The following is a 12,066-nucleotide window of genomic DNA, read 5'->3' as shown; positions in this document are numbered from 1 at the left end:
GCGTCGATCAGGAGCCCTCGGACTTCACCGGACGCAGCGTGCTCATGATCTTCTTGATGGTGGCGTCCGGGACCTCGTCCTTGACGCCCTTGGCGGAGTAGAGCACCCAGGTCGCGAAGTCGCCGTTGACGTCCGTGTAGGTGACGGTGACCGCCTTGCCGTCCGTGACGCACTTGTCGGTCTTCTTGACGCCGGTGACCGTGGCCGTGGAGGTGTAGCCCTTGAGCCCGTGCGCGCTCTTGAACGGCTTGGCGTCGGTGACCTTGCGGGTGCCGGTCTCCTTCTGGTCGAAGGCGGCGAACACCCAGTTCTCGGCCTCGATCTTGGCGGCGGAGGCCTCGGTCTTGGCGCCCTGCGCGCCCTTGGTGCCGACCCCGGCGATGCCGCTGGTCTCCTCCTCGCCGTCCTTGCCCTTGACCGTGCAGGCGTTTTCCTTGTACTTGGCCGGGGCGGACATGATGACGAGCGGGTTGCCCTTCTCGTCCTCGAAGCCGATGCTCAGGTCCGGCTTCTTCACCGTCCAGTTCGCGGGCACGTCGAAGGCGTCGTGCCGCTTGGGGCTGACGACCGTCTGCCAGCCGGATATCACCGGCTTCATCTCGGGCGCGTCACCGCCCGCGCGCGGGTTGTCCTCGCCGCCCGCGGAGGGGTCCTCGGCCGGGGCGGAGGAGGCGGCGGAGGACGCGGGGGCGGCGGGCTTCCCGCCGTCCTTCGCCTGGTCGTCCTTGTCGTCGCCCTGGTTCAGGACGACGACGCCGGTGATCACGGCCGCCGCGACGACGGCCACCGCGGCGACGATCGCGATGGTCGCCGTGCGCTTCTTCCGCGGCGGCTGCGGGGGCTGTGGTGGCCCGGCCGGTCCGGACGGCGTGTTCCAGCCGTGTGCGGGCTGGTTCTGCGGTGGCCCGTAGCCCGGCTGCGGTCCCGGCTGTCCCGGCCGGCCCGGCGGCTGGCCGGGGTAGCCCGGCTGTGGCTGCTGATACGGATTCGGCTGCTGGTAGCCCGGTTGCTGGTACGGATTGGGCTGTTGATACCCCGGTTGCTGATAGGGGTTCTGATCCTGCGGATTGTGCTCGCCCCCGGGCGGCTGCTGTCCTGGCCACATGGCCGATAACGATAGAGGGGGCCGCCGGGAGCGGCTACGGCCGCCCCGTTCCCGAATGAGCTACTGGATGGTAACTTCCGGGGCATGTCAGAGACACTGCCATCCATCGGCGACATGCTCGCGGCCACCGTGCCCATGGTGCGCACCCTGAACCTGGAGTTCATCGAGGCGTCGGCCGAACGCGCCGTGGTGCGCCTGCCCGACCAGCCCGATCTGCACAACCACGTCGGCGGACCGCACGCGGGGGCGATGTTCACCCTGGCCGAATCCGCCTCCGGCGCGGTCGTGCTCGCCGCCTTCGGCGACCAGCTCCGGCGCGCCGTACCGCTCGCCGTGCGCGCCGAGATCGAGTACAAGAAGCTCGCCAAGGGGCCGGTCACCGCCACCGCCCGGCTCGGCCGGCCGGCGGCCGAGGTGGTGGCCGGACTCGACGCGGGCGAGCGCCCCGAATTCCCCGTACGGATCGAGATCACGCGCGAGGACGGAGCGGTCACCGGGGAGATGTCCGTCACCTGGACCCTGCGGCCGCAGGACTGAGCGGCGGCTTCCCTCCCCGCACGGACCGCTCGTACGGGGGCACCTCCCCCTCGTACGGGGCTCTCCGGCGCGCCGATGTGGCCGGGACCACGCATCGTGGAATGTGGCGGACGCGCCGATTGAGTACGCTTCCCGAAGTGCGCTCGATCGGGCGTGCGCCGACCATGGATCGGCATACGGGAGGGATCCGGCGTTGCACATCGAGGAATGGCTCGCGACCGTACCCGCGATCAGTGTGTATCTGCTCGTCGGCCTGGTCATCGGCCTCGAAAGCCTGGGCATCCCGCTCCCCGGAGAGATCATCCTCGTCACCGCCTCGCTGCTGGCGGCGTCGCAGGACCACATCAACCCGTACATCCTCGGGGCCTGCGCCATCGCGGGTGCGGTGATCGGCGACTCCATCGGCTATCTCATCGGCCGCAGGGGCGGCAAGCCCCTGCTCGCCTGGCTGGGCCGTAAATTCCCCAAGCACTTCGGCGCCGATCATGTGGCGTCCGCCGAGCGGTCCTTCCAGAAGTGGGGCATGTGGGCGGTCTTCGTGGGCCGCTTCATCGCGCTGCTGCGCATCTTCGCGGGCCCCCTCGCCGGGGTGCTGCGCATGCCGTACTGGAAGTTCGCCATCGCCAACGTGCTCGGCGGCATCGTCTGGGCGGGCGGCACCACCGCGGTCATCTACTCCGTCGGGAAGGTCGCCGAGGACTGGCTCAAGCGCTTCTCCTACCTCGGGCTCGTGGCCGCGCTGTGCTTCGGCCTCGGCTCGATGCTGGTGATGAAGTGGCGTACGAAGAAGGTGCGGGAGAAGGCTCGGCGGCGGGCCGCCGAGCAGCCGGTCGCGGCCGGCGGTTCCGGGGCCGGAGCGGAGGCGGCCGAGCCGGAGCCCGTCCCGGCCGCCGAGTAGCCGCTCGGCGTCACCCCGCCTCGATGGCCCGCTCCTCCGTCGCCGCGCGGTGGTGGCGGGCCAGCTCCACGTAGCCCTCGGCGTTCAGCCGGACGTGCTCCCGCTCCTCCTCGGTCAGCTCGCGCCTGACCTTCGCCGGAACGCCAGCGACCAGCGAGCCCGGCGGCACCCGCATCCCCTGCGGCACCAGCGCCTGGGCGGCGATCAGCGAGCCCGCGCCGATGTGCGCGCCGTTCAGCACCGTGGCGCCCATGCCGACCAGGACGTCGTCCTCGACGGTGCAGCCGTGCAGCACCGCGTTGTGGCCCACCGTGACCCGCTCGCCGACGGTGGCCGGGAAGCCGGGGTCGGCGTGCACGGTGCAGTTGTCCTGGATGTTGCTGTGCGCGCCCACACTGATCGACTCGGCGTCGCCGCGCAGCACGGCGTGGTACCAGACGCTCGCCCCCGCGGCCACCGACACATCGCCGATCACCACGGAGGTCGGGGCGGTGAACGCCTCCGGATCGACCTTCGGCTCCTTGCCGCCCACTCCCGCGATCAGCGCCCGCTCCGCCACTGCCGTCTCCTTCGGTCCGCGATTCCTGCCGTTCCCGGCACGTTAGCCCGTCGTCAGCAGCACCGTGCCGACCAGGGCGAGCCCGGCGCCGGTCGCCTGCACCGCGCGCAGCCGCTCGCCCAGCAGCCCGCGGGCGGCGAGCGCGGTCACCACCGGGTACAGCGAGGCGAGCACGGCGGCGATGGTGACCGGCCCGTGGTGGGCGGCCAGGTTGTAGGTGCCGTTGGCGGCGACGTCGGCCAGGCCCACGAAGGCGAGCGCGGGCAGGGTCGCCGCGACGACGCGCAGGCCGCCCTCGGGCAGCGCGCGGGTGCCGCGCCGTACGGAGACCAGCAGCGCGGTGCCGCCGACCACCACGTTGCACACCCGCTGCACGAACAGCGCGAGGAAGAGCCCGGTCAGGGTGGAGGACGCCTCGGCGATCAGCGCCATCACCGATCCGAAGCCCAGCGCGGCGACCAGGGTGAGCAGCAGGGTCTGCCGCTGTACGGGGGCTCCGCCGGTCTGCGGCCCGCCGGCCAGGACCACCCCGGCCACCGCCACCACGACCCCGGCCAGCTGCGGCAGCCCGGGCCGCTCGCCGAGGACGATCGCGACCGCGAGCGGCACCATGACCCCGCCCAGGGCGCCGAGCGGGGAGACGACGCCCATCGGGCCGAGCGCGAGCGCCCGGTAGAAGCAGAGCATGGCGGCCGGGCCCACCACGCCCGCCGCCGCGGCGAACCACAGCTGGGGCCCGGCCTCGGACCAGCCGCCGGTGGCGACCACGATCGCGCCGAGCACGTTCACCGCGATGACCTGCGAGACGACGACCACGGTGAGCGCGGGGGTGCGCCGGGTGAGCAGCCCTCCGCCGAAGTCGGCCAGCCCCCACATGAGGCTGGTGGCCAGAGCGAAGAGTGCGGACATGGGGAAACCTCGCCGTACAGTGAGATGGACGCTGGAGTACACCCCACCGTAGTTCAATCTGTTCGACTACGCCATTTACGATATTGGACTGGATGCCCGTGACCGACCTCGATCAGCTCACGCAGTCGCTCGCCCGCAACCTCAAGCGCTGGCGCAACGAACGTGCCTACACCCTGGACGCCCTCGCCACCCGGGCCGGGGTCAGCCGGGGGATGATCATCCAGATCGAGCAGGCCCGTACGAACCCGAGCGTCGGCACCACCGTGAAGCTCGCCGACGCGCTCGGCGTGAGCATCACCACGCTGCTCGACTACGAGCAGGAAGCGCGGGTGCGGCTCGTACCGCCCGAGCAGGCGGTGCGGATGTGGTCCACGGAGGCGGGGAGCCACACCGTGCTGCTCGTCGGGACGGAGGCACGGGGGCCGCTGGAGCTGTGGGACTGGCGGCTGATGCCGGGCGACGGCAGCGACTCGGATCCGCACCCGCCCGGCACCGTCGAGATGCTGCACGTCCGCGACGGTGAGCTGACGCTCCTGGTCGACGGCCAGGAGTACGTCGTGCCCGCCGGCACCTCGGCGATCTTCGAGTCGAACGTGCCGCACGCCTACCGCAACGACGGCGAGGAGACCGTCACCATGACCCTGGCGGTATCCATCCCGCCCCCGCGCTGATCGGGGCCCGTCCCGGTCCCCGTACGGCTGTTACGTTGTCGCCATGAGTACCCCGATGGATGCCTTCGACGAGGTCCGTCCCGCCGTGGAATGCCTGGACCTGCTGACCGCCCCGGTCGCCGGCGCGCTGCGCGACTGGCGCGGCGCCGAGCCGGTGGAGCAGGTGCTCTACGTGGACACCGACCCCGACAAGGCCGACACCGCCGTGCTCGTGGAGAACTACGGCTCCTGGCTGCTGGAGCAGTCCGCCAACTGCGTGGTGGTCGCGGGGAAGCGGGGCGGTGAGGTCACGCTCGCCGCGTGCCTGGTCCTCGCCCACACCCGCGCGGACGTCAACGGGGTCGTACGGCGCCATCTGGGCGCCCGCAAGGCGTCGTTCGCGCCCACGGGTACGGCGACCGGCGAGAGCGGCATGGAGTTCGGCGGCATCACCCCGATCGGGCTGCCCGCCGGCTGGCCGCTGCTGCTGGACGCCGCCGTCGCCGACATCCCGTACGCGCTCATCGGCAGCGGCAGCCGCCGGGGCAAGCTCATCGTGCCGGGCAAGCTGCTCGCCGGGCTGCCGGGCGCGGTCGTGCTGGAGGGGCTGGGCGTCTAGCGGCCGGGCGAAGCCGGCCGCCGGGGCGCGCGCAGCGCCCGGCCGGTTACCGGCCCAGCCGGGGGATCTCGATGGCGGGGCAGCGGTCCATCACCATCTCGAGTCCCGCCGCGCGGGTCCGCTCGTACGCCGCCGGATCGATCACGCCGAGCTGGAACCACACCGCCTTGGCGCCGATCTCCACCGCCTGGTCCGCGACCGGCCCGGCCAGCTCGGAGTTGACGAACACATCGACCACGTCGACCGGGAACGGGATCTCGGCGAGGGTGGCGTAGCCGGGCTCGCCGAGCACCGTCTCGGCCTTCGGGTGCACGGGCACGACGCGCTTGCCGTGGCGCTGGAGCACCCCGGCCACGCCGTAGGCCGCGCGGGCCTGGTTGGAGGACAGGCCGACGACCGCCCAGGTGTCTCCCAGCTCGCCCAGGATCGTGCGGATCGTCGCTTCGTCGCCGTACATGATTGCCTCCTGCGGGTGCGGTGTCCGTCCGGCCTCCTCGGGCGGAAACGGACACCGCGCCCCGGAGATTCCCCGGCGGGCGCCGGGGCGCGGCTTCAGGAACCCGACTCGGCCATGCGCTCGCGCAGACTGCGGGGCCGCATGTCGGTCCACACCTCGTCGACGTACGCGGAGCACTCGTCCTTGGTGCCCTCCTTGCCGACGGCCTGCCAGCCGTCGGGCACGTCGAGGTCGGCGGGCCACAGGGAGTACTGGTCCTCGTCGTTGCGGAGCACCTGGTAGCGGGCGTTGTCGTCCATGAGCTGTTCTCCTCAGTCGTTTCCGTACGGAACTTGCGTGGATGCGGTTCTCAGGCCGCCGCCGCCCGGTTGCCGGGCGGGGGGTTCGGGGACAGCCCGCGCAGGGTCGGGCTGGCGGTGGCGAGCACGGCCGCGGCGGCCATTCCGGCCGAGCACACCAGGATCGCCCGGTCGCCCGGCAGGGCCTGGGTGAGCAGGCCGCCCAGCGCGGGTCCCGCCGCGCCCGCGGCCCCGCAGGCCAGGGCGAGGGCGCTGGTGAGCCTGCCGCGCAGCTCGTCGGGGGTGCGCAGCAGCTGCTCCGTCATGATCGCGGTGTTCGCGGTGGGCGGGAACAGTGCCATCAGGGCGAACAGCACCCCGGTGAGATAGCCGCCGTGCACGAGCGCGGCGACCGGGGTGAGCACGGTCAGCGCCCAGAACACCGCCACGATGGCGCGGTAGGCGCCGAGGCGGCCGTGGAGCACGGGCGCGGCGAGCGCGCCGGCGACCCCGCCCACCCCGAGCATGGCCGCCATCACCCCGACCTCCCCCGACGGCACCCCTCGGGTTCCGGCGAGCACGATGACGACGAGGTAGAAGGCGCTGAAGAACAGGTTCAGCACGACCGCGCACAGGATGGTGACCCGGATCCGGCGCTCCTGCCACACCCACCGCAGGCCGGCCAGCATCTCGTGGCCGAGCCTGCCGGGCGGGGCGGTGGGCCGCTCCCGCTTCGGCAGCCGCAGGAAGAGCAGCGCGACGAACGACAGGGTGTGCATGACGGCGTCGGCCAGGAACGGGACGAACCGCCCCGCGGCGAACAGGAACCCGCCGGTCGCGGTGCCCGAGAGCTGCCCCATCGACGCCCGCGCCGTGTTCATCGAGACCGCGGCGGGCAGCTGGGTGGTGTCCACCAGCAGCGGCAGCGCGGCGTTCTCGGCCGGTTCGAAGAGGGCGGCGGCGGCGCCGAACACCGCGGCGACGGCGACCATGTGCGGCACGGTGGCCGCGTCGCTCCACACCGCGATGACCAGGCTGATGGCGGACACCGCCTGGGCCGCCTCACAGCCGAGCATGAGCGCCTTGCGGTCGTACCGGTCCACCAGAACACCCGCCGGGAGCCCGGCCACCATCTGCGCGGCGGCGATCGTGCCCATCACCAGGCCGGACGCGGCACCGGAACCGGTGAGCGCCAGGACCAGCAGCGGAAACGCGATCATCGACGCGTGGAAGCCGAACTCCGAGAGCGCCTGGCTGCCCCACAGCAGCCGGTAGCCGCGGTTGCGCGCCAGGGGCACCGGCGCGGCGGCGCGGCCGTCGGCCGCCACACCCGCCTCGCCGCTTTCGAGGGCCCCCCGCTCCCCGGTCATGCGGCACCACCCCGGCAGTCCTGGGCGATGCGGCGCAGCGCGTCCGCGAAGTCCGCGGCCACCGCCGCCACGGTCGACTCCTCGTGGACACCGGGACGGTAGTACCAGGTGAAGCCGAGCCGCCCGTTCTGCACCGCGCCCACGACCTCCAGCAGATGCGATCCGCCCTCGCGCGGGTCGTGATCCTGGCCGAAGGAGCCGTGTTCGGCGTGGACGAGGCCGTCCTTGGCCTCGGCCGACCGGGCGTCCCACTGGCCGAGGTAGTTGAACACCACCTGCGGCCCGTCGCCGGTGCCGGTCAGCCGCTCCCGTACCGCGTCCGTACCGAAGGTCCGCAGCGCCCCGAAGCCGAAGCCGTTGCCGGGGACGGCCCGCAGCCGCCGCCTGACCGACTTGACCAGGCCGCGCCAGTCGACGGACGCGGAGTCCCCGGTGGCGGGCAGGTCGAAGGAGACCGGGTACATCGTGGTGAACCAGCCCACCGTACGGGACAGATCGGCGCCCTCGATGACGTCCTCGCGCCCGTGGCCCTCCAGTTCGACGGAGACCCGCTCCAGGCCGGTCCAGCGCGACAGCGCCAGCGCGAGGGCGGCCAGCAGCACGTCGTTGATGCGGGTGCGGTACGCGGTGGGGGCCGCGCGCAGCAGCGCCTCGGTGTCCGCCTCGTCGATCTCCACCGGAACCGCCCGGGCCTCGGCGCCCGGGGCGGCCGGTTCGTGGTCGACCGGCAGCGGCCGCGCGTCCAGCGCCGAGGCCCAGTGGTCGACCTCGTGGTCCAGGGCGCCGTCGGCGACCTGCTCGGCGAGCTGCCGGGCCCAGTCCCGGAACGAGGTCGTCTTGGGGCCGAGGTCGACCACCTCGCCCCGCACGCTCTGCTGGTAGGCGGTGTCCAGGTCGTCCAGCACGATCCGCCAGGACACCCCGTCGATGACCAGATGGTGGGCGGTCAGGAAGAGGAACGGCCGCCGGTCGTCGCCGAACCGGAACAGCGCGGCCTTCAGCAGCGGCCCGCTGCCGAGGTCGAAGCCCGCGTGCAGGGCGTCGGCCGCCTTCTCCATCGCCGCGTCCGCCTCCTGCTCCGGCAGCCCCGACAGGTCGTACCGGGCGAGGACTTCCGCCGCCTCGGGCTCCGGGTTGTACTGCCGCCACTGCCCGCCGTCCTCGGTGAACCGCATCCGCAGCGCGTCATGGTGGACGAGGAGCGCGGCCAGCGCCTCCTCCAGCGCCGCTTCGTCCAGCTTCTGGTCCAGCTCCAGCAGGGTGGACTGGTTGAAGTGGTGCGGGTTGACGGTGTGGGTGGCGAAGAACCAGCGCTGGATCGGGGTGAGCGGAAGGTCTCCGGTCACCGGTTCCGCCCCGCCCTCGTCGTCCCGTTCGGCCGTGACCACGGCGGCCAGGGCGGCCACCGACTGATGCGTGAAGAGGTCCTTGGTGGACAGCCGCAGCCCCGACTGGCGGGCGCGGGAGACCACCTGGATGCTCAGGATGGAATCCCCGCCGAGGTCGAAGAAGTTGTCGTTCACACCGACCCGGTCAAGGCCGAGGACATCCGCCCAGATCGCCGCGATCCGGCTCTCCATCGGGGTGCGCGGCGCCACATGGTCCGCGCCCGGGGCCGGAGTGGGATCCGGATCGGGCAGGGCGCGGCGGTCGACCTTGCCGTTGGGCGTGAGCGGCAGCTCCTCCAGGGTGGCGAACGCCGACGGCACCATGTGGGGCGGCAGGGTGCGGCCCAGGAAGTCGCGCAGCGAGGCGGCGGTCGGCGTGGCGCCGGGTGCCGGAACCACGTAACCGACCAGGCGCTTCAGCCCGGACGGATGCTCGGGCGTGGGCCCGGTGTCCGTCACGGCCACCACCGCCTCGCCCACTTCGGGGCTGCGCCGCAGCGCGCTCTCCACCTCGCCCGGCTCGATCCGGAAGCCCCGGACCTTGACCTGGTCGTCGGCCCGGCCGACGAACCGCAGCTCGCCGCCCGAGGTCCAGCGCACCACATCGCCCGTGCGGTACATCCGCCCGCCCGCGGGGCCGAACGGATCGGCCAGGAAGCGGGAGGCGGTGAGCCCGGGCCGGCCCAGATAGCCGCGGGCCAGACCCGCCCCGGCCACGTACAGCTCCCCGGCCACGCCCACCGGGACCGGCCGCAGCGCGGAGTCCAGCACATAGGCCCGGGTGTTACGGATCGGCCCGCCGATCGGCGGCGCCCCCGTACCGGCGGTCAGCGGCCCGGACCAGGTGCTCACCACGGTCGCCTCGGTCGGACCGTAGGAGTTGATCATCCGGCGTCCCGGGGCCCAGCGGTCCACCAGTTCGGCGGAGCACGCGTCACCGCCGACGATCAGCGTGCGCAAGTCGGGCAGGCCCGCCTGCCGCGCCGTCTCCGGCACGGTGGCCAGCGCCGCCGGGGGGATGAGCGCATGGGTGATCCGCTGCTCCGACAGCACCTGGGCCAGCCGCTCGCCCAGCAGCGGTCCCTCCTCCGCGACCACGAGCGCGGCACCCCTCGGCAGGGAGACGCACAGCTCCAGCACGGAGGCGTCGAAGCTCGGCGAGGCGAACTGCAGGACCCGGTCCCCGGCCCGGACGTCGTAGCGTGTCGCGGCGGCGGCCGAGAAGCTCGCCAGCCCCGCGTGGGTGACCACGACCGCCTTGGGCACTCCGGTGGACCCGGAGGTGTAGATGACGTACGCCGGATGGTCCGGTGTCAGTTCCTGGACGGACGGCGGGTCCGCGGGGCCGTCCCCGGCCCACACCGACGCCATGTCGTCGAGGACGACCAGGGGTTCGGCGTCCCGCAGCATGAACGCCACCCGCTCCGCCGGGTAGTGGGGGTCGACCGGCAGGAACGCGCCGCCCGCCTTCACCACCGCCAGCTGCGCCACCACCATCTCCACCGACCGCGGCAGCACCAGCGCCACCAGCTTCTCCGGCCCCACACCGCGCCCGATCAGCTCGTGCGCCAGCCGGTTGGCCGCCGTCTCCAGCTCGGCGAAGGTGAGCCCGCTCGCCCCGGACACCACGGCCGTGGCGTCCGGGGACGCCGCCGCCTGCCGCTCGAACAGCTCGGCCAGCGTGGCCGGTGGTACGGGGTGCCCGGTGGCGTTCCACTCCACGAGGGTGCGGCGCAGCTCGGCCGGGGTGGCGAGCGGCAGCGCGCCCACCGCCCGCTCGGGGTCGTCGGCGATGCCGGAGAGGAGCGTGCGCAGGGCCGCGCCCATCCGCTCGGCCGTCGCCGCGTCGAACAGATCGGTGCTGTAGCTGATCAGCCCGCGCAGCGCGCCCCCGTCGGCCTCGGCGAACTCCAGCGTGAGGTCGAAGCTCGCGGTGCTGTTCTCGGGGGCGATGTCCTCCAGCGCCAGTCCGGGCAGGTCCAGAGGCCCGCCGGGGATGTTCTGCAGCACCACCATCGCCTGGAACAGGGGTGTCCGGCTGGTGTCCCGGACGGGCTGCACCTCGTCCACCACCCGCTCGAACGGCACGCTCTGGTGGGCGAAGGCGTCCAGGACGGTGCCGCGCACATCGGCCAGGAAGTCGGTGAAGCCGCGCTCGGGGTCGACCGAGGAGCGCAGCACCAGCGTGTTGACGAAGAAGCCGATCAGGCGCTCCGTCTCGGCGCGCTCCCGCCCCGAGGTGACCGTCCCCACGGCGATGTCCTGTCGGCCCGACAGCCGGGCCAGCAGCACCTGGGCCGCCGCCACCAGCGTCATGAAGAGGGTGGTGCCACGGGCCCGGCCGTACTCCTTCAGACGCCGGTTCACCGCGGCGGGCACCTCGAACTCCACCGTCGCGCCGTGTCCGCTGCGCACTGCCGGACGGGGCCGGTCGGTGGGCAGCTCCAGCGGCTCCACATCACGCAACTGCCGCTTCCAGTACGCCAGTTCCTCATCGGCGTACGGGCCGGACAGCTCGGACCGCTGCCACGCCGCGAAGTCGGCGTACCCCACGGGGAGCGGTGGCAGCGCCGCCGCCTCGCCGCTCAGGCCCGCCCGGTACAGCTCGCGCAGATCGCCGATGAGCACACCGGTGGACCAGCCGTCGGTGATGATGTGATGCAGCGTCAGAGTGAGCGCGTGGTCCTCGGCGCCCAGCCGGATCAGCCCGGCCCGCAGCAGCGGGCCGCGCCGCAGGTCGAAGGGGCGCTCCCGCTCCCGCGCCAGCAGCTCCGCCAGCTCCGCCTCCCGCCGGTCGGCGGGAAGGTCCGACAGATCGTGCCGGGTGAACCGCACCGGGGCGGGCTCGTGCACGATCTGCGTTCCGCGCCCGTCCACCGCGTCGAAGGTGGTGCGCAGCGACTCGTGCCGGGCCACCAGCGCGGTCAGCGCGTCCTCCAGCACCCGGACGTCGAGCGCGCCGCGCATCCGCAGCGCCAGCGGGGTGATGTATTCGGTGCTGTCCGGCGCGAAGGAGTCCAGGAACCACAGGCGCTGCTGGGGATACGACAGCGGCAGCTCCGCGTCCCGGGGCACCGGCGTGATCGGCGCCTCCCTCCCTTCCGTACGGCCGCTCGCCCCGGTGAGGGCCGTGGCGAGGGCGGCCACGGTGGAGTGGGTGAACACCAGCCGGGGCGACACCTCCGCGCCGAAGGCCTCCCGCAGCCGCGAGGTGAGCCGGATGCTGAGGATGGAGTCGCGGGGCCGGTACAACAAATAGAAGAACCAGCCCCCCCCGGAAGAGCCCCCCCACCCCG

The 12,066-nt window shown here is 73.0% G+C and carries 11 protein-coding genes; 4 read left to right on the top strand and 7 right to left on the bottom strand.

The window, feature by feature from the left end; translation table 11 throughout:
* Positions 1 to 7 precede the first annotated feature (7 nt).
* Positions 8 to 1,105: a hypothetical protein gene (locus ABZ562_RS31385; RefSeq protein ID WP_361486034.1), complete on the bottom strand. Its 1,098-nt coding sequence runs from the start codon at positions 1,103 to 1,105 to the stop codon at positions 8 to 10.
* An 84-nt stretch (positions 1,106 to 1,189) separates the two neighbouring features.
* On the opposite strand from ABZ562_RS31385, the gene ABZ562_RS31380 reads away from it, so the two are divergent.
* Positions 1,190 to 1,642, top strand: a complete 453-nt coding sequence (locus ABZ562_RS31380; RefSeq protein ID WP_361486031.1) for a DUF4442 domain-containing protein — start codon at positions 1,190 to 1,192, stop codon at positions 1,640 to 1,642.
* Between the two features lie 193 nt (positions 1,643 to 1,835).
* A complete protein-coding gene (locus ABZ562_RS31375; RefSeq protein WP_361486028.1) occupies positions 1,836 to 2,540 on the top strand; it encodes a DedA family protein in 705 nt (234 codons plus the stop codon).
* Between the two features lie 10 nt (positions 2,541 to 2,550).
* Here ABZ562_RS31375 and ABZ562_RS31370 read toward each other — a convergent pair whose 3' ends face one another.
* Together ABZ562_RS31370 and ABZ562_RS31365 are read right to left on the bottom strand one after the other, a co-directional pair.
* On the bottom strand, positions 2,551 to 3,099 hold the full coding sequence (locus tag ABZ562_RS31370) for a gamma carbonic anhydrase family protein (RefSeq protein WP_361486026.1): 549 nt from the start codon (positions 3,097 to 3,099) through the stop codon (positions 2,551 to 2,553).
* Between the two features lie 42 nt (positions 3,100 to 3,141).
* Positions 3,142 to 4,008 carry an EamA family transporter gene (locus tag ABZ562_RS31365; protein WP_361486023.1) on the bottom strand — a complete coding sequence of 289 codons (867 nt, stop codon included), beginning with the start codon at positions 4,006 to 4,008 and terminating at the stop codon, positions 3,142 to 3,144.
* A 98-nt stretch (positions 4,009 to 4,106) separates the two neighbouring features.
* Between ABZ562_RS31365 and ABZ562_RS31360 the strand changes: the two genes are divergently transcribed.
* Both ABZ562_RS31360 and ABZ562_RS31355 read left to right on the top strand, forming a co-directional pair.
* The gene (locus ABZ562_RS31360) at positions 4,107 to 4,679 is read left to right on the top strand and encodes an XRE family transcriptional regulator (protein WP_361486093.1); all 573 of its coding nucleotides are present in this window, start codon (positions 4,107 to 4,109) and stop codon (positions 4,677 to 4,679) included.
* A gap of 43 nt (positions 4,680 to 4,722) precedes the next feature.
* The gene (locus tag ABZ562_RS31355; RefSeq protein WP_361486020.1) at positions 4,723 to 5,277 is read left to right on the top strand and encodes a YbaK/EbsC family protein; all 555 of its coding nucleotides are present in this window, start codon (positions 4,723 to 4,725) and stop codon (positions 5,275 to 5,277) included.
* Between the two features lie 46 nt (positions 5,278 to 5,323).
* Here the strand turns inward: ABZ562_RS31355 and ABZ562_RS31350 are convergent, their stop codons facing one another.
* From ABZ562_RS31350 to ABZ562_RS31335, 4 genes are all read right to left on the bottom strand, one after another.
* On the bottom strand, positions 5,324 to 5,734 hold the full coding sequence (locus tag ABZ562_RS31350) for a CoA-binding protein (protein ID WP_361486017.1): 411 nt from the start codon (positions 5,732 to 5,734) through the stop codon (positions 5,324 to 5,326).
* Positions 5,735 to 5,829: 95 nt separating this feature from the next.
* Positions 5,830 to 6,033 (bottom strand): MbtH family protein, encoded by a 204-nt coding sequence (locus ABZ562_RS31345; protein WP_361486015.1) that lies wholly within the window; start codon positions 6,031 to 6,033, stop codon positions 5,830 to 5,832.
* Positions 6,034 to 6,083: 50 nt separating this feature from the next.
* Positions 6,084 to 7,382 (bottom strand): MFS transporter, encoded by a 1,299-nt coding sequence (locus ABZ562_RS31340; RefSeq protein ID WP_361486012.1) that lies wholly within the window; start codon positions 7,380 to 7,382, stop codon positions 6,084 to 6,086.
* Positions 7,379 to 12,025 carry an amino acid adenylation domain-containing protein gene (locus ABZ562_RS31335; RefSeq protein WP_361486009.1) on the bottom strand — a complete coding sequence of 1,549 codons (4,647 nt, stop codon included), beginning with the start codon at positions 12,023 to 12,025 and terminating at the stop codon, positions 7,379 to 7,381. The genes ABZ562_RS31340 and ABZ562_RS31335 overlap by 4 nt, the downstream gene beginning before the upstream one ends.
* Positions 12,026 to 12,066: the final 41 nt, after the last annotated feature.

Source organism: Streptomyces sp. NPDC019937 (genome assembly GCF_040631655.1).
Classification (GTDB): Bacteria; Actinomycetota; Actinomycetes; order Streptomycetales; family Streptomycetaceae; genus Streptomyces.
The sequence above is the reverse complement of the archived record's forward strand: the minus strand, read 5'-3'. Positions and strand labels throughout refer to the sequence as shown.